The organism is Acetobacterium paludosum, assembly GCF_008086595.1.
GTDB classification, from domain to species: Bacteria; Bacillota; Clostridia; order Eubacteriales; family Eubacteriaceae; genus Acetobacterium; species Acetobacterium paludosum.
Genome location: NZ_RXYA01000003.1, coordinates 16,127 through 41,719, shown reverse-complemented (window position 1 = coordinate 41,719; position 25,593 = coordinate 16,127). Strand labels below are relative to the sequence as shown.

20 protein-coding genes are annotated in these 25,593 nt (G+C 40.5%); 13 read left to right on the top strand and 7 right to left on the bottom strand.

Translation table 11 applies throughout. From position 1 onward, the window contains the following. Window positions 1–4: 4 nt before the first annotated feature. The gene (locus tag FZC41_RS03800) at window positions 5–628 is read left to right on the top strand and encodes a DUF47 domain-containing protein (protein WP_148566071.1); all 624 of its coding nucleotides are present in this window, start codon (window positions 5–7) and stop codon (window positions 626–628) included. Window positions 629–758: 130 nt separating this feature from the next. Here the strand turns inward: FZC41_RS03800 and FZC41_RS03795 are convergent, their stop codons facing one another. After that, window positions 759–3,140: a YhgE/Pip domain-containing protein gene (locus tag FZC41_RS03795; protein ID WP_148566070.1), complete on the bottom strand. Its 2,382-nt coding sequence runs from the start codon at window positions 3,138–3,140 to the stop codon at window positions 759–761. A 13-nt stretch (window positions 3,141–3,153) separates the two neighbouring features. Further along, the gene (locus FZC41_RS03790) at window positions 3,154–3,633 is read right to left on the bottom strand and encodes an Rrf2 family transcriptional regulator (protein ID WP_148566069.1); all 480 of its coding nucleotides are present in this window, start codon (window positions 3,631–3,633) and stop codon (window positions 3,154–3,156) included. A gap of 306 nt (window positions 3,634–3,939) precedes the next feature. Here FZC41_RS03790 and FZC41_RS03785 point away from each other — a divergent pair, with 306 nt between their 5' ends. The 6 genes from FZC41_RS03785 (at window position 3,940) to pdxA (ending at window position 12,015) form a co-directional block, all read left to right on the top strand. After that, window positions 3,940–6,045 (top strand): S8 family serine peptidase, encoded by a 2,106-nt coding sequence (locus FZC41_RS03785; protein WP_148566068.1) that lies wholly within the window; start codon window positions 3,940–3,942, stop codon window positions 6,043–6,045. Between the two features lie 224 nt (window positions 6,046–6,269). Then, window positions 6,270–7,037: an ABC transporter ATP-binding protein gene (locus FZC41_RS03780; protein WP_148566067.1), complete on the top strand. Its 768-nt coding sequence runs from the start codon at window positions 6,270–6,272 to the stop codon at window positions 7,035–7,037. Beyond that, window positions 7,024–9,042: an ABC transporter permease gene (locus FZC41_RS03775; RefSeq protein ID WP_148566066.1), complete on the top strand. Its 2,019-nt coding sequence runs from the start codon at window positions 7,024–7,026 to the stop codon at window positions 9,040–9,042. Before FZC41_RS03780 ends, FZC41_RS03775 begins: the two co-directional genes overlap by 14 nt. 87 nt (window positions 9,043–9,129) lie before the next feature. After that, a complete protein-coding gene (locus FZC41_RS03770; RefSeq protein ID WP_148566065.1) occupies window positions 9,130–9,801 on the top strand; it encodes a response regulator transcription factor in 672 nt (223 codons plus the stop codon). Beyond that, window positions 9,798–10,823 carry a sensor histidine kinase gene (locus tag FZC41_RS03765; protein WP_148566064.1) on the top strand — a complete coding sequence of 342 codons (1,026 nt, stop codon included), beginning with the start codon at window positions 9,798–9,800 and terminating at the stop codon, window positions 10,821–10,823. Before FZC41_RS03770 ends, FZC41_RS03765 begins: the two co-directional genes overlap by 4 nt. Before the next feature lie 190 nt (window positions 10,824–11,013). Next, window positions 11,014–12,015: a 4-hydroxythreonine-4-phosphate dehydrogenase PdxA gene (pdxA, locus tag FZC41_RS03760; protein WP_148566063.1), complete on the top strand. Its 1,002-nt coding sequence runs from the start codon at window positions 11,014–11,016 to the stop codon at window positions 12,013–12,015. Between the two features lie 282 nt (window positions 12,016–12,297). On the opposite strand, the gene FZC41_RS03755 is transcribed toward pdxA, so the two are convergent. From FZC41_RS03755 to FZC41_RS03745, 3 genes are read right to left on the bottom strand one after another with little or no spacing between them, the layout of a single operon-like run. Next, window positions 12,298–13,065, bottom strand: coding sequence for an SDR family NAD(P)-dependent oxidoreductase (locus FZC41_RS03755; RefSeq protein ID WP_170253835.1), 768 nt, complete (start codon window positions 13,063–13,065; stop codon window positions 12,298–12,300). Window positions 13,066–13,108: 43 nt separating this feature from the next. Beyond that, window positions 13,109–14,665 carry an FGGY-family carbohydrate kinase gene (locus tag FZC41_RS03750; RefSeq protein WP_148566061.1) on the bottom strand — a complete coding sequence of 519 codons (1,557 nt, stop codon included), beginning with the start codon at window positions 14,663–14,665 and terminating at the stop codon, window positions 13,109–13,111. Window positions 14,666–14,709: 44 nt separating this feature from the next. Then, a complete protein-coding gene (locus FZC41_RS03745) occupies window positions 14,710–15,165 on the bottom strand; it encodes a VOC family protein (RefSeq protein ID WP_148566060.1) in 456 nt (151 codons plus the stop codon). A 240-nt stretch (window positions 15,166–15,405) separates the two neighbouring features. Here FZC41_RS03745 and FZC41_RS03740 point away from each other — a divergent pair, with 240 nt between their 5' ends. Continuing rightward, window positions 15,406–15,657: an RDAC family protein gene (locus FZC41_RS03740; protein WP_148566059.1), complete on the top strand. Its 252-nt coding sequence runs from the start codon at window positions 15,406–15,408 to the stop codon at window positions 15,655–15,657. Between the two features lie 110 nt (window positions 15,658–15,767). Here the strand turns inward: FZC41_RS03740 and FZC41_RS03735 are convergent, their stop codons facing one another. Beyond that, entirely contained in the window at window positions 15,768–17,192 is a 1,425-nt protein-coding gene (locus tag FZC41_RS03735; RefSeq protein ID WP_148566058.1) for a sigma-54 interaction domain-containing protein, read from the bottom strand. A 412-nt stretch (window positions 17,193–17,604) separates the two neighbouring features. On the opposite strand from FZC41_RS03735, the gene mtgA reads away from it, so the two are divergent. The 5 genes from mtgA to FZC41_RS03710 all read left to right on the top strand — a co-directional run bounded on the left by mtgA (window position 17,605) and on the right by FZC41_RS03710 (window position 24,192). Further along, window positions 17,605–18,525, top strand: coding sequence for a [methyl-Co(III) glycine betaine-specific corrinoid protein]--tetrahydrofolate methyltransferase MtgA (mtgA, locus tag FZC41_RS03730; protein WP_148566057.1), 921 nt, complete (start codon window positions 17,605–17,607; stop codon window positions 18,523–18,525). Between the two features lie 43 nt (window positions 18,526–18,568). After that, on the top strand, window positions 18,569–20,131 hold the full coding sequence (locus tag FZC41_RS03725) for a glycine betaine uptake BCCT transporter (protein WP_148566056.1): 1,563 nt from the start codon (window positions 18,569–18,571) through the stop codon (window positions 20,129–20,131). 27 nt (window positions 20,132–20,158) lie between these two features. After that, window positions 20,159–21,592 carry a glycine betaine--corrinoid protein methyltransferase gene (mtgB, locus tag FZC41_RS03720; protein ID WP_148566055.1) on the top strand — a complete coding sequence of 478 codons (1,434 nt, stop codon included), beginning with the start codon at window positions 20,159–20,161 and terminating at the stop codon, window positions 21,590–21,592. Window positions 21,593–21,621: 29 nt separating this feature from the next. Continuing rightward, entirely contained in the window at window positions 21,622–22,269 is a 648-nt protein-coding gene (gene mtgC / locus FZC41_RS03715) for a glycine betaine-specific corrinoid protein MtgC (RefSeq protein WP_148566054.1), read from the top strand. A gap of 261 nt (window positions 22,270–22,530) precedes the next feature. Further along, the gene (locus FZC41_RS03710) at window positions 22,531–24,192 is read left to right on the top strand and encodes a glycine betaine uptake BCCT transporter (RefSeq protein WP_148566053.1); all 1,662 of its coding nucleotides are present in this window, start codon (window positions 22,531–22,533) and stop codon (window positions 24,190–24,192) included. 77 nt (window positions 24,193–24,269) lie between these two features. Here the strand turns inward: FZC41_RS03710 and FZC41_RS03705 are convergent, their stop codons facing one another. Further along, complete coding sequence (locus FZC41_RS03705) at window positions 24,270–25,490, bottom strand: SHOCT domain-containing protein (RefSeq protein ID WP_170253834.1); 1,221 nt, start codon at window positions 25,488–25,490, stop codon at window positions 24,270–24,272. Window positions 25,491–25,593 lie beyond the last annotated feature (103 nt).

Below are 25,593 nucleotides of genomic sequence, written 5' to 3'. Positions count from 1 at the left end.
AATCATGAATAAAAATAATATTGTTGATCGGATATTTCCAGTTAAGTATAAATTTTATGAAATGCTGTATAAGCAAGCCAATACCAACGGACTAGGTGTGAATGCTCTTTATAATTGGGTGAAAAGTGGAGCAGTTGCTGATAGTGAAGCGTTAATCCATTGCGTGAAAGAAGCAGATGAAGTTAGAATGAACATGGAGAAGGACTTGATTGAAGCGTTTTCTACACCTTTTGATCGGGGCGATATCTATTCAATATCGGTAGGAATGAATGAGGTTTTAAAATATGCCCAGTCAAGTTTGCTGTCTATGGAGGCTTTTGAGGTTAAACCAGATTTCATTATCATTGGTATGGTGGAACAACTGAAAATTGGGGTGGATGTCTTTTCGCAAGCTGTCAAAGATTTAGAAAAAGGTCCTGATAGATCAGCACAAGCAGTTGTAAAGATGAGAGTAACACATATAGAGATCGAAAGGCTTTATCGAGATGGGATGATTTCAGTTTTTGCCAGCGGCGATCCAATGTTTGCTTTGAAGCAGCGGGAAGTTTATCACCATATTAAAGATGCTTCAACAAATTTGGATGAAACAGTGGATGTGCTTCATAGAATTATCGTGCGATTGATTTAGAATCGTGGGAGGGCTGATTTTACTGAAATAGAAAAAACACGAACGGCCAGCATTATCGGGTTGTAAGCATTATTTCGGACCGGGGTAACCGGGCCGAAATTGCAGACGGAAGATAATGCTGGCCTTTAACTCAGTCGGTATCTTTAAGCAAGAGCGGCAATGATTTTGACGCTTTTTTTGTCTTTAAAACATAGGTAAGACACGTTAAGGCGATACAGACAATCATGATGCCAAGTAATACAATTGTGTATTCACCAATGCCGGTGCCTTGTGTCCCAATAGAAAGAGTTTGTTTGAATGCCTCGATCGAGTAAGTCATGGGCAGGTATGGATGAATCGCCTGGAAAAAGCTGGTTGTCAGTTCAACTGGATAAACACCACTGGAACCGCTTAATTGCAGGATAAGAACGAGCAATGCGATGAAGCTGCCGCCTTCATCCAGGACAACTCTCAACAAACTGGTGAAAGACATAAAGCACAGGGAAGTGATCCAGGCAATCAAGAAGGTGGCGACCACATTGACGGGAGATAAATGATTAAGCAGCATCAATGCGGTGATGGCTAATATGGCTTGCATCGTACTCACGCTAAGCAGGATAAATGATTTGCTGAGCCAATACGCGACGCCGTTTTTAGGTTTGTCGTTTTTATCGTACAATGGATAAAAAAGGCAGAAAGCCATCGCCCCCAGATAAAGTGCCAATGAGATGATATAAGGCGCCATACTGGTGCCGTTGTTATCAACAGTGGAAAAACTTTCTTCATCGGATATTGTGGGAGACACAAACATTTCGATGTTCTTGTCATTGGTATTAACGGCTGCAAGGGCTAGCGCACCATCGGACATTTTTCCGGCGAGCAACTGACTGCCGTCTTTGAGGGAAACAATTCCGTTGCCCAGTGTTTGTGATCCGGCCGCCAGCTGTGACGAACCGCTGCTGATTTGGCCGGCACCATTTGCCAGCTGGCTGGCTCCGGAGATTAACTGACTGGAATTTGCACTTAGTAACGAAGAACCATCCGCAAGTTGCACAACACCGCTGGTCAAAAGCGGCGTCTGATTATTGAGCTCAGTCATGGCCAAGGCCAATCCGTTTGAACCGGTCGCCAAGGTTTCGGACTGATTATTCAACGCTTGTAAACCAGCGGTAACACTGTTTACTCCGGCGGTATATTGTGCGACACCGGAAATCAGGCCGGCATTTTCATCATTCATTCCCTGCTGAAGCTGTTCCAACCCTTGATCCATCCCGCTCAAAGCCTGAATCAGCTGTTCCGTGTTTCCGGTAGAAGCTGTTTCAGGGGTTGAATTGCCAGGATTCTGAATCCTGCTCGCCGAATCACCGATGATATCACTGTTGACAGCGAGACTGCTGTGAAGACTTTCTAAAGCATCGGCCTGGGCTTGGACTTGAGGATCCGCAGAAGTTTTCAGGCTTTCGATGACTGCATCCAATGAACCCAGATCGTTTTGAATACTCTTTGTGTTTGTCAGAATATCAGTAGTACTGTCGCTGAGACCGGAAAGATCCGTTGCTGTTGCCTGCGGTTGATTCTGGATGAGTGATGCAAGAATTTGACCATTGACTGCTTTAACCTGATTGATGCCATCAGCTACCGAGGAAACACCGGCGTTAAGACTGTCACTGGAAGAGGATAGCTTCTGACTGCCGTCAGCGAGCTGGCCAACCCCAGTCGTATATTGGTCAATGCCTGTATTCAAGTGGTTTGTACCGGACTGAATCTGGCTGATCCCGCTAGTCAGGGTTGGAAGCTGTCCATTAAGCTGCTGCAGTCCCTGGCTGAGTTCTCCGACACCATCGGTATACTGAGTAAGACCAACCGAAAGCGTTTTGGCACCATCGCTGAAAGTCAGGCAGCTGTCCGCTAATTTTGAAAGATTGGCCGTGATCTGCTGATTGCCATTTTCCAGCTGTTCTGATCCGTCATTGATAGCCGTTGCCCCGTCAGCTGCCTGGTTCATTCCGGTTTTCAAAGTCGAAATTTGTTTAAACATGACTTCTGTATAGGTTTGAGTCACCTTGTCAGAAACACTGTTTTTAATCGAAGTTGCCGCTGTGCTTGCTATTTTGGAAGCAAATAAATTCTCGCCAGGATTGATTTCATAGGAAAGCACCATGGGTTGAGGATCGGAATTCATCAGGGTTGCGGCATTTTTCGAAAAATCTTCAGGGATCGTGATGACCATATAATAGTCGCCATTTTTTAAACCAGCCTGTGCTGTTTGCGAATCAACAGACTCAAAGGCAAGCGGCTTTTCATCTGCGAGGGTCCTGGTCAATTCTGCCCCGATATTAAGGGTGTTGCCATTATCATCGCAGGCTTTGTCTTCATTGACAAGAGCAACCGGTAACTGGCTGATTTTTGAATAGGGATCCCAAATTGAGGATAAAAAAATCGTGGTATACAAGGTTGGAACGAGTGATAGGACGATGATCAGCACAATTAGAAATTTGTTGTTTCTGAGATTCTGAAATTCACTTTTTAACATGATTGTTCCTCCTTCAAAGTAGACCTTTTTCGACAATTACGTTCCAGTCAACCGTTCCCGGAGTATTATTGTTAACAAAATATCTTAGTTGTCTGAGCGTACATTGCTTCAACCGATTTTTATAGAGCGTTTCGGCTTCGGAAATAATCGTGATGACGGTGTTTTTGTTTTTTTCAATGGTTTCTGGCATCAGAAAAACTTTCTCCACCAAATTAGAGGGGACAAAAAAGGGATCGGAACCTTCGATCGCTTCGAAAACCTCTAATAAAGTAATCGACTCATCGGATTTTGCAAGGCTGAAACCGCCGGTTTTCGATGCACTGGAATTAATTAGCCCACCGACCACCAGCTTTCGCAGAACTTTTTTGAGATAAGACTCCGACACCTGAAGCCGGGTGCTCAGGGTAACGCTTTTCAAGGGCAATCCGTCATGCTGTGAAGCCAGCATCAATAAAATACAGATTGCCTGTTCTACACCACTAGTTATTTTCATTTTTTCACATCCTTCGCTTGAAATCTATCGATATTATACATCTATGGATAAAATGTGTCAACAGATAATTTAGAAAAATATTTTTGTATGAAGAGGCAACAAAACGGGAAGCTTCTTCGTTAAATAAGTAGAGCGCGCGTTTGGGTTGAATAATTATTATCTTATAGACTTAATTAAGCTAAATCGTTATAATTAGAATATGCAATTTTGATAATGCCATAATGAAAAAGCAATTAAATGCAAGATCTTTCTTTGGCAATAACGGCTATAATAAGTTGAAAAATAAAAATCGGAGAAAATATTGTAATGAAAAGAAAATTGAAAAACTGGATAAAACTAATAATAATGATTGCCGCTTTTTCATTGGTCCTGCCAGCTGGAATTATGGCTGAAGAGCCTGCAAATAGTGATGAGCAGTCAGTTAATATAGAAAGTCAGAACAGTTACAATCAAGAAGAGAGTGCGGCTGTTTCTGATAATAAGGCAAGTACACCAGTTATAGAAACGATGGAGCAAGTGCCGAATCTTGACGAAAATAATAATCTGGATCAACAGGTTGTTGTTATTTATGCACAGAATAGTGATACAAATATTAAAGACCTTTCCCTGACGACAAGTGAGATTGTATCGGGTGAACATTTGTCCAATCGGGTTGATGTTATTGAAGTAAGTGAGGGTACTAATGTTGATGAATTGATGACCGCATTAAAAGACAATCCGAATGTCCTCGCCGTTGGTAAAAATGGCAAAATTCAGACGTCATCACTTCCAAATGATCCCTATATTACGAATGGATCGGCATGGCAATTTGAGAAAATTGGAGCAGACAAAACTTGGAATCAGGTATCAAATACTAAACCAGTTGTAGTTGCTGTTATTGATACCGGATTAAATATGAGTCACCCGGATATTGCGGGCAACACAGTCAGTGGATATGATTATGTTGCAAATAGCACTGAGGTTGTAGATCTTGCCGGTCATGGAACTGAAGTGTGTGGCTGCATCGCAGCAATTGCAAATAATGGTATTGGCACCGCTGGGGTTGCAGGAGCTTCAAATATAAAAATTGCCTCTTATCGAACCGGTGGCCAGTATGATGGCGATACGTCACTGGATGTTGGCTATATCTGTGCCGCCATAATGGATGCCGCGGATCGACCAGAAGTTAGAGTCATCAATATGAGTTTTGGTGGGTATGATCAATATACGGGTCTTCAGTCCGCAATACAATATGCTGTCAAAGCAGGCAAAATACTTGTTGCAGCGGCAGGAAATGAAGGGAATTTGTCCGCTTATGCCGGAAAATACGCTTATCCGGCATCATATAATGGCGTTATTTCAGTTGCAGCAACTACATCTGGAGATGGACATGCTTATTTTTCTCAATATAATGATAAAGTTGATTTATGTGCACCCGGGCAATCCATTTTAACAACAACGCACGACGGTTCTTATGGGTCAGTGAGTGGAACGTCTTTTTCAAGCCCAATTGCTGCCGGTTCCTGTGCGGTGTTATTGGCAAAAAATCCAAGTTTAACAGCAGCGCAGGTTGAAACGACTTTGGAAGATACCGCTGTGGATTTAGGAACGGCAGGAAAAGATAACTATTATGGAAGCGGAAGGATTCAGCTAGATGCTGCGGTTGAATCAATTGTTGCAAGTACGCCTTTAACAATAGACAGTTTTGTGACAGACAAATTGTCAGGTCAGGCAGTTAATTCAAGTGTTCAATTAAGTGCTGAGGCAAGTGGCGGAGTAAGTCCGTATCAGTATAAATTCTATTATCAATTGGACAGTTCGACTTTTGTGATCAATGATTTTTCAACAAAGAGTTCAGCTATATTTACGCCGTCAGCGGCTGGAACTTATTCATTGTTGGTTGATGTTAAAGATGCAAATGGTGCTATAGTGACTCAAATAATCAGTGATTATGTCATTAAGACTTCCTCAATTGAAGGAATATCCAGTACTTATCAAACGCATATCCAAAATGTCGGCTGGCAAGGCTGGAAAAGTGATGGACAATTAAGTGGGACGACGGGACAATCCCTTCGTTTAGAAGGAATTGAAATTAAAATTGATAATCTTGGTTATGCTGTCGATGTTACATATCAAACACATGTCCAAAATATTGGCTGGCAAGGTTGGAAAAGTGATGGGGAATTGAGTGGAACCACGGGACAATCCCTTCGTTTGGAAGGGATTCGAATTCGCCTGACGGGAACCGATGCGGATAAGTGTGATATTTATTATCAAGTCCATGCACAAAATTATGGCTGGCTGGATTGGGCGAAAAATGGAGAAAGTGCCGGGTCAGAAGGTTTATGCCTGAGACTGGAAGCCATAAGAATTGAAGTCGTGCCAAAAGGATCAGCCGCACCGGGGACAACGGATCAACCATTTATATCATGATTGATATAATAACGAATTTAAAGAAAAGCGAAAAATTATGGTGAATGCCATGATTTTTCGCTTTTTTGGCGAAAATAAAATGAATAAACCTATCCTTACTGGACCGAACTGGATGACCTTACAAAATTGAAAGTTCAAACCATCAACTTTGTAAGGTTGATCGATGGCAGACCAAAAAAAATAATGATAGACTTAGTTTAAAGTAAATGATTGGAGGCATATTTATGTCAGTATTAAAAGTCAGCGATGTAAAAAAAGTATATGGTTCAAAACAGGGTGGCAGTGTATCCACCGCACTTAATGGGGTGAGTTTTGAAATTGAACAGGGCGAGTTCGTTGGGATTATGGGTCCGTCAGGAGCCGGGAAATCAACGCTGCTTAATGTCATTGCGACAATCGATACGGTAACGGCGGGAGAAATTTCGATTGGGGGACAGGATATTTGCCGGATTAAAGAACCGGAGCTTTCCGATTTCCGTAGAAGTAAGCTTGGTTTCATTTTTCAGGACTACAATCTGCTGGATACCTTGACACTAAAGGAGAATATCGCCCTTCCGCTGATTTTATCAAAAAAAAGTCTGAAAGAAATTGAGGCGGCGGTTAAGAAAATGTCAACTGAACTGGGAATAGAAGATATTTTGGGAAAATACCCTTACGAGGTTTCAGGCGGCCAGCGTCAGCGAGCGTCTGCGGCCAGAGCGATTGTCAACTCCCCCGAGTTGATTCTTGCCGATGAACCAACGGGTGCCCTTGATTCTAAATCATCGAAGGATTTGCTGCAATGCATGCAGAGGCTCAACGAAAAAAATCAGGCAACAATTATGCTTGTAACCCATGACGCCTTTGCGGCAAGCTTTTGCAAACGGATTATTTTTATTAAGGATGGAGTTTTGTTTATGGAAATATTCAATACCGGAACCAGAAAGGAATTTTTTGACAAGATCCTAAAAGTCCTGTCTTCGTTAGGAGGGGATAACAGTGAACTTTTTTAGTCTTGCATTGAATAATATCAAAAAGAAATTTGGAACGTATTTGATCTATCTGATCAGCACCACATTTGCGGTAACCATCTTCAGCATTTTCTGTTCGATCTATTTTAATCCGCAATTTTCAAGTTACCGATTTGGAGCCGGTAAGATAACGGTTTTATTCAAAGCTGCAGCTATCGCAATTGTGCTATTCTCTTCGGTTTTTGTACTGTATTCCAATAAGTTTTTTGTCAAAACAAGAAAAAAGGAAATTGCGATTTATTCGCTGGTGGGCATGAAAAAAAGTCAGATTGGTCGGATGCTGTTTTATGAAAATATCATCATGGGACTGATCGCAACCGCTTGCGGGACTGTTTTGGGAGTTGCTTTTTCACGCTTTTTTTCGATGATCTTATTGAAGCTCATGGCCGATGGAACAGCGGTGACCTTTTCAGTTCAATGGCAGGCAGTGATCACAACGGTGATGGCTTTTCTGATTTTGTTTATGATCAGTTCGCTTAACGCCTATGGGATAATTTACCGCTATAAACTCATTGAGTTGTTATCGGCAAATAAAGAAAGTGAAAAACTACCCAAATATTCGGTAATGGGTGGAATACTATCGATCGTCCTGATTATTCTTGGCTACACAATTGCCATGGTCATGAATGTCAATGAAGGGGGATTTCACCTGATGATCCCGGCACTGGTTGTGTTAGTTTGTATCGTCATCGGAACGCTGATGCTTTTTAAAAATTTTATTCCGATGGCCATGTTGGCGCTGAAAAAAAACAAAGCCTTCTATTACAAAGCGGAAAATATTATCAGCATTTCTCAGATTGTCTATCGGATTAAAGCCAATTCTAAAATGCTGAGCATTATTGCCATTGCCTGTGCCATTACCATCACGATGATGAGCGCGACCTTCTCCATGTACCGGGCCTTAGGTGATCTGGTGCCTTATTACTCGCCATTTTCATATATGAGTAAAAATATTGATGATCAGCAGTTTAATGAGATGCTTGAAGTGATAAAACAGACCGGAGAAGTTAAGGTGACAGCCACCGATCAGTTTGAAATCATAAAAACCCAGCTTCAGAATGATGATTATTCAATTGAAACAGAGAACAACCCGGGAATGACGGTTGATGGGTTTATTATGTCTCAAAGTACCTATCGTTCAATCATTAAGGATACAGAAGTTGAAACCGGTGCTTTTCAGAATATAAAAACAGATTTCAATATGGATTTAAAAGATGGTGAAGGTTATTTTATTGATGGCAATACAAAAAAAGATTACTGTGAAAATTTAACGGGAAGTCCAATGAATCTGGAATTTTCAAATGTGACAGACACTTACTCGATAGTCGGGGTATCGTTGCATAAATACATTGGCATTTTGGATTTGTATTTAAAACCAACGCTGGTATTAAGTGATGCGACCTATAATAACTATCGGGAGCAGGCCGGAGCAGACGATGTGGTGAAATTTACCGGGATTATGTTTGATAATCCGGCGGGATCGGAAAATACGGTGGTGGCATTAAATAAAATTGTTCCGGAGAATACCAGGACCAGCAGTACCTTTGGCATCGCCAATCTGAGTTATATTGGGGTCTATAAATCAATCTTTTCATTGTATGGAGCCTATGTATTTATCGGATTGTTTATCGGCATCTTGTTCTTGCTTGCTTCCGGCAGCATTATGTATTATAAACAAATTATTGAGGCTCAGGAGGAAGTGAACCGATATGATATACTCAAAAAAATCGGGATGAGCAGAGCTGAGATAAAAAAATCCATTGTCAAACAATTAGCCATCGTGTTTGGATTGTCGTTAACCGTTGGGCTGTTGCATTCTACCTTTGCTTTATTGACCTATAACCGAACGATGGATCTGGCGGGAAAAGAGATGCCGACTATGATCAACGCCGGCATTATTGTGGGGATCTACATTATCATCTACTGCTTTTTTTATCTTTTGTCGGTCAATAGCTACATGCGCATTGCCTGGGGCCGGGAAAAATAATTTTTAAATATGGCCCGGGATAAAGTATAATGTAACGAGAAAAAGGACGATTTTACCGTCAACCTTTAGAGGGAAGGGTGATTTTTATTGTTTAAACTATTGGTGATTGAGGATGAGGCGAAAATCGCCGGCATTATGGTGGAAAACCTGTCGAAAGCCGGATATGATGCCGCAGCAGTGACGGAGTTCTCCGATATATTGCCTGAATTTATCGCGTTCAAGCCGGATCTGGTGTTGCTGGATATCATTCTGCCCTTTTATGACGGGTATGACTGGTGTGGTAAAATCAGGCTATTTTCAAAGGTGCCGATTATTTTTGTTTCATCTAAAAGCACAGATATGGATATCATCATTGCAACCAATATGGGCGGTGACGATTTTATTGTTAAGCCGTTTTCAATTGATATTCTGCTGGCCAAGGTCGCCGGGCTTTTGAGACGAACCTATTCCTATGATAATACCGAAATGGATATTATTGCTCATGAAGGATTGATTTTTAACAGGAGCAGCGGGGTGGTGTCCGTTAATGAAAACAGCATGAAACTCACAAAAAATGAAGCCCAGATACTGGCTCTGTTGCTCAAAAATCGGGGGAAACCAGTCAGTCGGGAAAGAATTATGCGCAGTCTTTGGAAAGATGCCAGTTTTATTGATGACAATACCCTAACCGTGAATATCACGCGTTTAAGAAAAAAGCTCAGGGATCTTGGCCTTGAAAACGTCATCGAAACAAAAAAGAATCTGGGTTATATGATATGACGCTCAAAGATTATTTATTGGATAAAAAGTTTCTGATCATGCTATACATGACGATGTTTGTTTTCGCCGGGGTTGTGATATCCCTTGGTGAAGCGGTTTCGTTTAGCCGGTCCAACGGGTTGTATGTAATTGAAGTATCTTTTTTTCTGTTTCTCATCTATCTGATCATCGGCTTTCTGTACCAGAAGAGCTATTATGAAAAACTCAAAAGAATATCGGAGACCGAGGGCCTCGACTGGGTGAATTCGCTTCCAGCACCGGCAAGTTCGGAACAACGGATCTACCATGAACTCCTGCAGAAACAATATCGGGGGATCAATAGAAAGCTAAGTGAACACCAGTCAAAAAGCATCGAAAATACGGAGTTTATTACCATGTGGGTACATGAAATAAAAACGCCGATTGCAGCGTCCAAGCTAATCATCGAAAACAGTTTAAATGATCCATCAGAGGAAGTTCTGTATAGTATTGAGGATGAGATCGATAAAATTGAAGACTTTGTACAGATGACATTGTTTTATTCCAGAGCGGATGATTTTGCGAAAGATTATCTGATCAACAGCATCAGTCTGGATAAAGTTGTCAAGGAATGCATCAAACGGGAATATGCGAGCATTACGAATAAAAATCTGAATTTGCAGTTGGATAACCTTGATTTTCAAATTGACACCGATGAAAAATGGCTGGGCTTTATCGTCAAGCAAATCGTCGACAATGCCGTTAAATATTCAAACCCAAATGGAAAAATCAGTATTTATGCAGAACAACATAATGCTGAAACGGTTCTGATCATTGCGGATCAGGGGCCCGGTATCAAAGCAGAGGATATCCGGCGTGTTTTTGATAAAAATTTCACTGGCAACAATGGCCGAAAATTTGAGACTGCCACGGGTTTTGGACTTTACCTGAGCCAGAAGATTGCCCGCAAGCTGGGTCATCACATTGCCATTTCTTCTGATTATGAAAAGGGAACAAGGGTATCCATCCATTTCCCTGTCTGGAACGATTATTATGATGTTTGACGTTGACAAAACGCTTGTGAGCTTCGCTGCCGGTTTGCGCGAACCAATTGTTACACTGTACGGCGGACAGTCTATCGACTGTTCGCCTACACGTTACACAACTGGTTGCGGAAACCGACAGCAAAGCAAATTTTGTTTGCGTTTTATGAGTTACGCAAGGATCTATGAATAACGGTGAGGAGAGAAATATATGAAACCTATTGTTGCGATACCCATGGGGGATGCCGCCGGAGTTGGCCCGGAAATTGTCGTCAAGGCGTTAGCCGAGCCACTGGTTCAGGAAAAAGCCAGATGCATCATTGTCGGCGATAAGAATGTATTGCAGCAGGCACTTGATTTTTGCAATCTTAAGTTGAGTATCAATGTTGTAAAGGATCCTGTTGACGGAAAATACGAACCGGGGATTCTGAATCTGATTGATCTTGAGAATATTTCAATGGATCAGTTAAAAATCGGTGAAGTGCAGGGGATGACCGGTCAGGCGGCCTATGCATATATCGTAAAGGCAACTCAGTTATGCCTGGAAAAAAAGGCGGATGTACTGGCGACCACACCGATTAACAAGGAATCATTGAAAGCCGCAAAAGTGCCTTATATCGGGCATACTGAAATAATTGGCGCATTGACAAAAACCGAGAATCCGTTAACCATGTTTCAGGTGCTTAATCTGAGAGTCTTCTTTTTTAGTCGGCATGTGTCATTAAAAGATGCCTGTGATCTGGTAACACAAGATAATTTGGCGGTTTTTATTGATCAGTGCGTTGATGCACTGAAAATCTTAGGCATCAAAAATCCCCATATTGCAATAGCCGGGCTTAATCCCCACAGCGGAGAGCATGGCTTGTTTGGACGGGAAGAAGTTGATGCGGTGATGCCGGCAGTTGAAGCTGCAAGAGCGAAGGGGATTGCTATCGACGGACCTATTGGTGCGGACAGCGTCTTTCATTTTGCGCTGAAGGGTGCTTACGATGCAGTGCTGTCTTTGTATCATGATCAGGGACATATTGCGACTAAAATGGTTGATTTTGAACGGACCATCTCACTCACCATCGGCATGCCGATATTACGGACATCGGTGGATCATGGAACAGCTCTGGATATCGCCGGAAAAGGCATTGCCAGTCCGGTGAGCATGATTGAAGCCATTCGTCTGGCGGTTGAGTACGCCCCGAATTTTAGACAGAAAAAATAGTGGATAATATGGATGGAAAGCATGGATCATATTCAAAATAACAGAAAAAGACAAACCACTTGATTCCAATGATTATCTGGTTATGCATATCAAGGCAACAGGGGGAGCCTGTTTTATCTTGAAACATCATCATTGGGTCAATCTTGGTTTGTCATTTTTCGCTTGCCATTTTGTCCAGTGTTCCGTAGCAATTTTTATCAATTGATTGAGTCTGAATGCGGTATCATCCATGAATACGCCTTTGGATTTTTAGAACTCAGACTCAGGAAGGTTAGCATCGGTTCAGGTGTTTCTCCCGCCGGTAATCATCAGCGAATCACCAGTGATAAAGCTTGAAAGGTCGGAAGCAAAAAACAGTGCAGCCGTGGCGACTTCATTCGGATCGCCCATTCTTCCCATGGGAATGGCCGACAGGCGCTTCTCCCGTGCTTCATCCGTGAGATTTTCAAAATTACGTTTGATCATGTCGGTATAGATGGTTCCGGGGGCAAGGGCATTGACCCGGATGCCGTAGGGTGCCAAAAATTTAGCAGCATATTTTGTCAGAGCGATGATCCCGGCTTTGGAAGCACCGTAATCTGGACTCGTATTTCCACCGGTTATGCCGGCAATTGACCCCATATTGACGATCGCACCGCCACCATGATCTTTCATATAGGCCGCCGCATATTTTGTTCCCAAAAATGCCGATCGCATATTGATATTGATAACGAGATTCCAGTCGCTTACAGATGTTCCGAACAGGTCGTTTGATTTGGATATGCCGGCGTTATTCACCATCACATCCAATCGTCCCCATTTATCCACAGCGGCATTGATCATTTTTTTGACATCTTCTTCATTGCTCATGTCTCCTGCAATTAAAAGGACTTCCGCGCCATAAGCTTCAGCTTCTTTTTTCAGTGACTTTGCATGGTCGTCAATTTTCAAGTCATTAACAACCAGTCCCTTACACTCTGCCTCAGCCATTTTTAAGGCAATAGCGCGTCCGATTCCTCTGGCAGCGCCAGTGACAATGACAACTTTATCTTTTAGACTTATATTAATCATTATAACAGCCTTCCTTCTTGATATTTCATTTAAGATGTTGGATTTAGCCCCAGTATTTCGTTGATACAGCTGCCAATTTATTGTAAATGTCGGCATCTTTCAAGGCCAGGAAGGTATCTTTGAAAATATTGTACATATCCGTGTATATTTTATGATTTTCCATATTTGGTTCAATAATACCAAAAGTGTGAACCATTTTATCTACCGCTTCTTCAATGTTGTCAAACACGCCAGCTCCTGCAGCTCCCAATATGGCAGCGCCTAATGTTGTACAATCAGACACGTTAAGCTTTTCAACAGGACGTCCATAAACATCTGCCTGCATTTGGCACCACAGTTTTGATTTTGCGCCACCTCCTGACAATCGAATGGCTTCAAAAGGTCGACCTAAGACATTTTCCATCGCTTCCACGCTCATTCGTAGTTCGTAAATAACACCTTCCATAACACCGCGAGCCATCGTTCCACGGTCATGGGCAAGAGTCAATCCCAACGAACCGCCGGTGGCATTATCATGATAGTAGGGTGAAACCTGACTGTTGAAAAAGGGCATGAACAGATATCCTTTACACCCGACCGGTGCGTTTTCTGCTTCAAGTGTAATGAGATCATAGGGATCCAGTCCCAAAGCTTTTGCAGCTTCTTTTTCGGGTTGACCATAGGTATCACGCCACCAACGTAAAGTAACACCGGCAGCAAAGGTCAATGCCTCCATATCCCATTTGTTGGGCATCGCATGACCTCCAAACAAAACGGTGTGATTGACATCCGGTTTGGGGCTGTCTACATGAGCGACCATAACAGCGGCTGTCCCGATTGTGATTTCCGCTAAACCTTCTCGAATAACTCCAGAGCCAATTGCTGCGCACTGTTGGTCGCCACCGCCACAGCAGATGGGCATGCCTTCAGCAAATCCGGTTAATTCGGAAGCTTTCTTGGAAATAACGCCAACCTGTGTCATCGATGTTTTTACCGGAGGAAGTTTATCTTTATCAATTCCGATCGCGTTTAATAATTCGTCTGACCAATCCAGGGTTTTCACGTCCAGCATGCCGTTTAGCGCCAGTGACGACGGATCCGTAAACAATTCCTCTGAACCCAAATTGTGCAGCAGCCATTCCTGACCGTTCACAAATTTCCATGCTTTTTTATAAAGATCAGGCCGTTTGTCTTTAACCCATTTATATTTAGCATAAGCCCACATACCTGAAAGCGGATCGCCGCTCACTTCATGATAATGATCACGTCCAACATGTTCTTCAATCCATTTAACTTCTTCATTGGCACGTCCGTCTGACCAAACAATTGAATCACACAAGGGGACCCAGTCTTTGTCAATAGGTACAAAAGTTCCACGCTGGCTGGATATTCCTAAAGAACCGATTTCTTTAGGATCTACTTCTGTTTTAATTAATACTTCCTTAGCAGCTTCGCAAATACCGGCCCACAGATCATTAATATCTTGTTCAACCCAACCAGGATGAGGATATTTACATGAATATTCTCTGTAACCAGTGCCGATAAGATTACCTTCAAGGTCAAAAATCATTACGGTAGAACCGGTCGTTCCGGCATCAATACCTACAACATACTTTACCATCTTTATTCCTCCTAATAATTTAATTAATCTAAAGAGAATACCTGTTATTTGGCAGCTGGTTGAAATAATTCAATATTGTAATGATCAGGATCAAGTAAATAGAAAGCATAAGCGCCGGTGCTTGGTCCATTATCAATATAGGTAGGTTCATTTCTGGTGGGAATATTATTATCTTTACATCGTTGATAAGCTTTAACAATGTCTGTTGTAGCAAAGCAAATATGACTGCTGCAGATATTATGCGGACTGACATCCAGCACGACACCCTTCGGTTCAACATACTGGATGAGCTCCAGTCGTAAACCGGGACAGGATACAAAAGCCACATTAAGAATACCGTCAGGATAACCGGTAACTTTTCTAATGTAGGCCAAGTCGACATTATAACGAATGTTTTCAAAAGTCATTTCCAAGACTTCGGTGTAGAATTTAACCGAACGGTCAATATCTCCAACCGTAATGCTGAAGTGGTTGCAGCCACTAATAATTTTATCACGCATAGATTAGTCCTCCTGTTAATAGGCAAATAAAACCGTTTACATTCTAATTTTATGCTTGATTCTAATAAATTCAATATAGAAAATATTTTCAGTAGCTGGCAATTGCTGATTTCCATGGAATAATTTTTTAAAAATCGGGAATGGTTATTACTATCGAAAAATTTCGAGATGATTTGACATCTTTAGAGAATTAACATAGTATTGTAACTAACAAATCATTTAAGAAAGAAGGGTTTGAAAATGGTTATTACATGGAATGAGATCATTGAATTAAACAAAAGGGTTAAAGAAAATAAACTTGATTATAAAGTTCATTTAAGCGATGCCTGCGGTGGGCAAAGTATGTGGATTGAATCACTGAAACCGGATAACAGCTTTGCAGATCTGGATGACTTGAACAAACTGATTGAAGGCTATTTTACTAAGATCAAAGCTGAAATTGTCTATAGCTGGGATAAAAAATCATTCTGGATGAAAGACCGTTCGTTTTGACTTTGGAAGATATCGACAGCATATCATTATAAGGTGGACAATATCTTAAATTTAATAAAGACAAATCTGTTAAGGAGCGCTTGCTTTCCTAACCGATTTGTCTTTTTTTACTATTTTTTAATGTACTTATTTACGAGGCGATAGGACGTTGTTTGACTTAATCCAAGGGCATCAGCCATCTCGTTGATATTGCCGTCATAAATTTCATAATAATCCTCGATAACATTTCGTTTGAAATTTTCAACAAGATCATCAAAAATTAATTTTCGCTTTTGGTGATCTTTGTTATCGAAAAATGCTGCCAGCTGTTCAGGCAACTTATCCATTCCAATAACACTTCCCAGACTCATAACAGCCATTTGTTCCACGGCATTTTTAAGTTGTCTTACATTTCCAGGCCAGTTAAATTGAATCAGGGATTCAATAACCTGATTCGAAAATACTTTATTTTGATTGTATTTTTTATTATATTCCTTCAGATAATATTGAGCAATAGGGAAAATATCATCCCTGCGTTCTCGGAGAGAGGGAATGGTTTGAGTGATGCCGTTAATTCGCCAGTATAAATCTTCCCGAAACTTTTCTTTTTCTACCAACTCAGCCAAATTTTTATTAGTAGCGGTGATAATTCGTGTGTTGACGGTTTTTGATTCCAATCCTCCGACGGAAGTAAAGCGTTGATTTTCCAAAAAATCCAAAAGCTTAACTTGTATGTTCGGTAATAATTCGCCGATTTCATCTAAAAACAAGGTGCCATTGTTTGCCATTTCTACCAAACCCTTTTTGCCTTTGGGACTGGCTCCGGTAAAAGCATAGGGGACATAACCGAAAAGTTCGCTTTCAATGAGATTATCGGGAATGGAAGCGCAGTTAATTGATATAAAAGGGCTTCCTTTTCGAGGACTGCAATCATGAATGAACTTGGCAATCAGACTTTTCCCAACTCCGCTTTCTCCCAAAAGAAGGATCGGAATATCAGATTTTGATGCTTTTTTTAATTTGTGAAGCGTTTGGTAAAGAATATAGCTACGACCGACGATATTATTGCTGGCTTTGTTTTTTTCGCCTTTATCTCTTCTTTTTTCTTTTGCTTCTGTTTCTACAATACTTTCTTTTTCAGGGTTTAGATAATCCAAATCAAATTCCACAAAAGATTCTCGTTTAAGCGTGTTATAGACAAGCATAATCAATTCATTTTCATTATTATATAAAGGGGTGGTAATGGTAATGTGTTCTTCATCAGGTAACAGTGAACGCTGTCTTGAAATAATTGTTCGTTTCTTTTCGATGGCGGCAGCTGTTGAAGGAGGCGTCCACAGACCCTGAAAAGATGTTAAAAAATTAAGCTTCCACATCTTTTCAGGGGAAATACCATGATACTGAAGGCACGCAGGATTGGCGTATAATACATTTCCATTTTTATCGGTAACGGTTATTTCAAAAAAACAATTTTCTAATATTTCTAGAAAAAATTCGTTTGGAAGCGTTTGCAAATAATCCAGATATTCCTGACTGTGTTCAAAGTAATTTCGCATTGTCTTTTCCTTTTCCTACAATTAATTGTAAGCACTTTCGCATTTAAGCTTCAATATTTTACATTTTTTATGATTCAACTAATTTAATTATAATCTATATTCTGGAATAAATCAAAAAACTTTGCCGCGAAAGGCCACAAAACATAATGGATTGTTAAAAATGGTAAATTACGAGGCTGTTTTTCATAATTGGTAAATATGTATGGTTAGGAAGCTTTGAAATTGGCGGTAAAACCAGTAATGAAGAATGAAGTTGGTTGGCACGGTTTTTGCGATACATAACATCAATAACTGACAGAAGATCCATATAAGAAAAAATGAAAGGAGTAAACAAAGAAAGATTGTAATCATTTTGCTGTTTGTTGGAAAATAAAAAGTACGCAATTATATTAATTAATGAAGGAGCGAAAAAATGTTTAGATTTACTGCAGATCAATTTGTTTATGACATCAATGGAACAAAAATAGGGGGACAGCCCGGAGAATATCCGACGGTATTAATTGGCAGCATATTTTATCGGGGCCATAAAATTTCCAAAGATTCTGAAAAAGGAATCTTCGATGAAGTGGCGGCTAAGGAATTATTAGACAGAGAAGCGGAATTATCGGAAGAAACTGGCAATCCAAGAATTGTCGATGTACTTGGAGACACGGAAATTGCATTAACCAAACATGTGGAATTTGTGCTAAAGAATACCTCAACACCAATACTGCTTGACAGTCCAAGTCCAGAGGTAAGAATCGAAACACTGAAACATTTTGCCAATGATTCGGAAGCAATGAGTCGGATTATCTATAATTCATTGGAAGAAAGCTGTTCAGATCATGAACTGGAAGTGATGAAAGAGTGCGGAGTTAAAACCGCAATTGTGCTGGCATTCAGTAAAAAACATTTGCAACCGGCCAAACGCGTTAAACTTTTAATAGGGGATGAAAAAAATGAAGGTTTATTGACCAAAGCAAAAAGAGCCGGAGTTGAACAATTTCTTATCGATCCGGGTGTTCTGGATGTAGCCAGCAGTAGCTGGACAGCAATGGCGATTCGGGATATTAAAGAACAATATGGCTATCCTGGTGGATGCGCATCATCGAATGCATTGTATTTGTGGAAAAAAATGAGAGCCAAAGGAAGCCCATACTTTGAAGCAGCTGGCGCATCAGTATTTACTTTTCCACTTACCCACGGGGCGGACTTTATATTATATGGGCCAATGGCTAATGCCGCATGGGTATATCAGGCAGTTGCGACAACAGATGCCATGATGGCTTATTGTAATAAAATAACCGGCACAAAACTAGGAACCTTAAACACCCCACTTATGAAAATATTCTAAAAAAATTCGAACCAATTCTAAAACAGAAGGAGGATTAACTAAAATGCAAGAAAAACAAGCAAAGAATCGAACCGTTTTGTACGTTTCAGCTGGAATAGCGATAGTTTTTGTATTGGCTAGTATGCTTTTTACTGAAGGTACAACAACGGTATTTAATCTGTTGAATTCATTGATTACAACAACTTTTGGCTGGTTATATTTGTTGGCAGTTGGTTTGTTTATTGTATTTGCTATAGGAGTCGCCATCAGTCCCTTTGGAAAAATTATCTTAGGCAAGGATGATGACAAACCTGAATTTACTAATTTCCAGTGGTTTTCAATGCTATTTGGCGGAGGAATGGGGATTGGATTAGTATTCTGGTCGGTATCCGAACCCATCATGCATTATCTCACTCCACAAATAGGAGAAGGGGGAACACAGGCAGCAATGGAATTGGCCATGCGGACTACCTTTTTTCATTGGGGGCTTCATCCATGGGTGATCTTTGCCATTGGCGGTTTAGGACTTGCCTATTTTCAATTTAGAAAAGATTTGCCATTCCTAATCAGTTCTGCATTTTATCCATTAATTGGTGAAAAAATACATGGCCCAATTGGGAAAACAATCGATATACTGGCTGTTTTTGCTACGATTTTCGGTGTTGCCACAAGTCTGGGTCTGGGATCAACTCAAATTGCTACTGGCCTGGAATATATTTGGGGAATAAAATCAACACCTATGACAGTCTCGATCATTATTGCAGTGATCACTGTTATTTTCACTCTGGCAACTGTTTCTGGACTGCATAAAGCCATGCAGGCAGCAGCGAATTTAAAAATTTGGCTGTCGGTCGCATTTATGGTATTCATTTTTGTTTTCGGCGGTAGTGTATTTATCTTAAATAACTTTACCAATACATTAGGTTCGTATCTCCAAAATCTTGTCGGGCAAACCTTCTGGATGGGAAATGTCGAATGGTTAAATGGCTGGACCATCTTTTACTGGGCCTGGTGGATTGCCTGGGCTCCATTTGTTGGGCAGTTTGTCGCACGGGTCTCAAAAGGCCGAACAATCAGAGAGTTTATTTTGGCAGTATCGTTATTACCCTCGGGATTTTCACTCATATGGATTGCCATTTATGGCGGGGCGGCATTTAATTTAAACGCAATCTCCGGTGGAGCGATTGAAGCAGCAGTTGGAGCAGATTATACCACAGCCCTTTATGCACTTTTACAACAGCTTCCTTTATATGGAATTACATCCATATTAGCGATCCTGCTAATCGTTGTTTGTTTTGTTGGGGCTGCGAATTCTGCGACCTATGTCTTAGCCATGCTGACTTCGGGTGGAGACATGGATCCAGACAAGAAATTAAGAGCCGGCTGGGGTATTGCCCAGGGTTTAATTACCATTATGTTAATCCTTGTCGGTGGAACCTCTGCTTTAAAGGCTTTGCAGACAGCTTCGATTGTAGCGGCATTTCCGTATATGTTAATTATGATAGTTATGTGTTTTAGCATTTATAAAGCGCTGAAAGCGGATTATACGGAAAGTCAATTATTACTAAAGAATAATGAACTAAAAGATGTTGGCAGCAGCCAGACGGCTGTAGACATAAAAGAATAAAATTTTAAGAAGAAGAGGTATTTTATCATGTTACCAAAATTTGATATTTTGACGGATGAACAACTTAACAAGATTCATGAAAACAGTATGAGAATTCTCAAGGAAATTGGTGTTGAATTTTCCTATGATCCAGCTATTGAAGTTTTAAAAAAACAGGGGCAACGAGTCGAAGGACATCGTGTCTATTTTGATCCTGATTTTGTAAAAGAGATGGTGGCAAAAGCGCCCGCGCAATTTACATTGCATGCGCGTAATCCTGAACATAATTTGGTCTGTGGTGGTGAAAATATTATCTATATGCCAGGTTATGGGGCCCCATTTATTTATGAGGCAGATGGCGTAAAAAGAGATGCAACCATGGAAGACTATGACAATTTTGTCAAATTGGCTGGCGCCAGCAAATATATGCATATGACTGGTGGAACCGTGGTAGAACCAACAGACGTCCGCGATGAGATTCGTCATTTGGAGATGGCTTACAGTCATATTGTCAACTCGGACAAATGCTTTATGGGAAGCTCTTCAGGATATGAATATGCAAAAGATTCTATTGAAATGGCAGCGTTGCTTCATGGTGGAATGGATGTAATCAAAGAAAAACCAGCTTTAATCTGTTTAATTAATTCGGTTACACCACTTAAATATGATGATCGTATGCTCGGCGGATTAATGGCTTATGCTGAAACTGGCCAGGCAATGGTCATTGCCTCATTGGTAATGTCGGGTTCAACCGGTCCGGCAACCATGGCAGGAGCATTATCATTACAGAATGCTGAAGTATTGGCAGGCATTACACTTGCTCAGTGTATTAACCCAGGGACACCGGTTGTTTATGGATCAACATCGGCAGTTACGGATATGTCAACCGGTTCATTGTCAATCGGAAATCCTGAAAATGCTTTATTTACATCAGCAAGTGCTCAATTCGCACGGTTCTATGGTGTCCCATGCCGAGGCGGCGGGGGCTTAACCGATTCCAAAACAGTTGATGCGCAGGCTGGTTATGAGTCCATGATGGTGCTCTTTGCGACCAGCACCACTGGTGTTCATTTCGTTATGCATACAGCTGGAATTCTTCAGTACTACATGGCCATGTCATATGAAAAATTTATGGTTGACGACGAAATTTCAGGAATGATTTTGAGATACCTCAAAGGTTTTGATTGTGAAAGTGATGAAAAAATGGCGTTTGACGTAATTGAAAAAGTTGGACCAGGCGGACATTTTTTAACTCAAAAACACACCCGAAAAAACTTTAAACTGGAATTCTACAGACCAGAATTAAGTGATCGACAATCTTTCGACGGATGGTCAAAAGAGAGCCTGGATACAAACCAACGGGCAAAAATAAAATGGCAGGAAGTGCTTGCCAGCTATGTGCCACCAGCATTAGATCCGGTTGTTAAAGAAAAAATCGAATCATTCATTGAAAAGCGAGCAAAAGAATTACTAAACAAATAATAAAAATAATATAATAGAAGGAGAATAAAATGAACACAATTTTTGAAGAAATTAAAGATGCAATCGTTGATGGAGATGAGGATTTAGCAGTTGAGTTGGCAGAAAAGGTAATAGCTGAGAAAATCGATCCGGTTCAAGCGGTTCAACTTGGGTTTATCAAGGGAATTGAAGAAGTCGGAGCAAGCTGGACCAGTGGTGAGGCCTTCTTACCAGATGTTATGATGGCAGCCGATGCTATGAAAGCTGGAATGGATGTACTTGAAGAAGTATTAGCGGCAGGCGAAGGTGAAGGATCTTATGAAGATAAGGGGAAAATTGTTCTTGGCACCGTGGCCGGTGACATTCATGATATTGGAAAAAATATTGTCGGTGCTCTTTTAACTTCAGCTGGTTTTAAAGTTTATGATATTGGTATCGATCAAAAACCAGAAGATTTTGTAAAAAAGGCCGATGAAGTTGGTGCTAAAATATTAGCAGCGAGTTCACTGCTAACAACAACTATGAAATCTCAAAAAGTACTGATTGAATATCTGGTTGAACAAAATATCAGAGATCAATACAAAGTAATCATTGGCGGAGGTCCTACAAGTGCTAAATGGGGAGCAGAGATTGGAGCAGATGGCTGGGCAGAAACAGCAGATGAAGCGGTACTATTATGTAAAAAGTTGTTAGGCTAATCAGTGTCTTCCAATCCGGTATGATATAATAAAAAAATAATCAAGAGATTAGCGCCAAAAGTTCACAAAGCATATTTTGGCGCTAACTCATTAAAAAATTGAAAACGAAATGGTGATAGACAAGCCTAAAAAACTAAATATATAATAAATACTGATCATTAACAACAGTAAAGAAGGTGAAGATATGATTCTTCATGTTTGTGCAAACGTTTTAATTGGGCATGATGGAAAAGGAAAATTGATCCTGGGAGGAGAATTATTATGAAAAGCAGAAATAATAAAACAGGCGATTTTATCCCCAGAGACAGAGCTGCGGTTACTAACAATTGGGGGATTTTTGGTCATTTAGATTCAGTCGTATTCATTATTTCTGCAATAATCTGTTTTGGATTTATTCTTTGGGGAGCATTGGATAATAATTCGTTATCGGTAGTGCTGGGGCAGGTTCTTTCAGCAACAGTTTCGAACTGGGGTTGGATGTATGAAGCAGGGGTGCTCTTTTTTGTTATTTTTTGTTTTGTCCTGGCCTTGAGTAAATACGGTAAAATTAAATTTGGTAAAGATGATGATAAGCCAGAATTTTCAAATTTTTCATGGTTTTCCATGTTGTTTGGAGCTGGTATGGGGGTCGGACTCATTTACTGGTCTGTGGCTGAAACGGTCTCTCATTTTCTGAGTGGTCCGGCATATGCAGGTGCTTCTGGAAGTACCCAGGCAGCCGAATGGTCGATGGCAATTTCATTTCTGCATTGGGGAATAAGTCCTTGGGCAATCTATGTTGTTGTGGGAATTCCTATGGGTCTTGTGATTTTCAGAAAAGGATTGCCAGCTCTTGTCAGTTCGTGTTTTTATCCAATTTTAGGTGATCAAATTTATGGCCCAATCGGTAAATTTATTGATATTGTAGCCTTATGTATCACTTTTTTTGGGGTGTCAACAACAGTTGGATTAGGGACAATGGAGTTGGGTGCGGGACTCTCATTTAATTATGGAATTACAATGAATAATGAAGCCTATATTATCATTCTCATTATAGTAGCGGCAGCCTATCTGGCATCGGCATGCTTACCGATTGACAAAGGAATAAAAATCGGTTCGGACATCAGTATGATTGCCTGTTTGGGATTATTATTGTTTTTATTTTCAATTGGACCTACAAAATACATTTTAGATAACTTTGTCAACGCATCAGGATTGTATGTACAGAATTTTATCAGGATGAGCACATGGACTGATCCGGTAGAGCAGGGAGGTTGGTTAAACAGCTGGACCATCTTTTATTGGGCATGGTGGATTTCATGGGCACCTTTTGTGGGAATGTTCATTGCAAAAATTTCCAAAGGCAGAACGATTAAGGAATTCGTTTTTGCAGGCATCGTTGTACCGGCTATATTTGATATGGTATTTTTTGATGTGTTTGGTTCGACAGCACTGCATTTTGAACTTGGCACTGAGACAAAGGGACTGATTGAAACAGCCATTACATCTGATGTTGCCAGTGGTATATTTGTGCTTTTCCATCAATTTCCTTTAAGTCAAGTCACAACACTAATTATTCTTTTTGTCGTGTTTACATTTTTTGTTGTTTCCACCGATTCTGCTACTATTGTCTTGGGAATGCTCTCCAGCGGAGGAAATGATTCACCTAGAACCAGTCTAAAGCTTTTATGGGGTGTAGCGTTGGCGTTTTCCGCAGGGATCCTCATTATTATGGGGGGACTGCATGCGGTACAAACCGTCGCTATTGTTGCCGTGTTCCCATTTATTTTTATTATGTTTGTCATGTGTTATTCGACCATTAAAATGGTTCGCCAGGATCCACTGATGCAAGCGGAAGAAGCTTTTAAAAAAGAAACAATAATAGCGATAAATAATAAAAAAAACTCAGTTCCTGAAAATAGTATAGAAGACATTGAAAAATAAAATTAGATAACAAAAAACAAATAACCGCGGTTTCATGACCTCGGTTATTTGTTTTTGAGAGTAAAATTAATGATTGTTTATAATTTTTCGAGCAAGTCTTTCTTTTTCTGATTAAATTCTTCTTCAGTAATCATTCCCTTTTCTTTTAAAACTGCCAATTTTTCGATCATTGCGATGGGATCTTTTAGAGGGATGCTCGGTTGCTGATCGTCGGCAGTCTCCGGCTGAACATCGGAATTAGCTTGCGTTGTTCTTGGGGAAGCCTCGCTTTTGTAATGATTGTATACCTGAATAAGGCGCTCAGCTTCCCGAGAGTAGAGAATATGAATGGTTTCAACGCCGTCGGCGGTATGGATTTCGGTATCGTTCGGGTTCATGCCCAGCGTGAGTGATAAGTCTAAAAAAGATACGGTGTTTTTCTGAGTTGAAATCGAAGTGATTTCATCATAGTTAAAGCATTTGTCGGTATTCAATTCCCGATCATACAAAATAATTTTATGATCTGTACAGATTATAAATTTCTTCGAGCTGAGGCTGTCCAACCCCCAGGCAAAATAGACCAGTTTTTCATTGTTGTCGATGAATTTGTTTGTGATTTCCAGTGTAGTTGGGTCAAGCTTTAATGAGATAAAAGCACTGATCTGATCTTCATCAATGGCGAAATCCTTTGCCTTAATGCGTCGGAGGTATTCTGACAAGGTAACATAATCAAAGTTTTGGATTTCTGCAGCAGGCGTGCTAATCAGCGGTACATTGTTGACAAGGAGCTGAAATTGCTGATCATCTCGGCTGATGCCGATGTCGATTAGTTTTTCTTTTGGGATTGAGCCGATGCTGTAAAATGAAGCGTTTTCAGGGAAAACGATTTTAAAATAAAGATTAGCTGTCGTAACAAGAATAATCTGTCCTTGTGAATCTTTGAACTGAAACAGGAATTTCTCCTGAGGATGGTAGCTGGTGAATGTTTTCAGAACGTTTTTCAGGATATTTTCCTCGTATGGGTGCATATCAATTTTAGTTGCCGATGAGCCGTTTGCCGGCAACAAGAGTTTTAAGGAAAAATCTTCGGTAAAAGCAACAAGCGCAGCATCACCGGTATCAATGAAAGGACGAGCCAGAGGGTCGATATTATTCATAAGCTGACCAAGTAGGGTATCGGTAAAAATTTTAATCCGGAGTTCCATAGCTGCTCTTAAACGTTCCTGTTCTTCTTTTTTTAGTGCTAAATCTGCCTGTATTGAATCAATACTATCTTTTGCCAGATCGGTAACGTCTTTAAATAGATCTTTTAATCCCATCTTTATATTCTCCTTTTTCGTTGAATAATATAGTTCCATTTTACATAAGGAAGACAAAAATAGCAACCACAAGAAATGTTCAGCATACAAATAAAACAGCCTT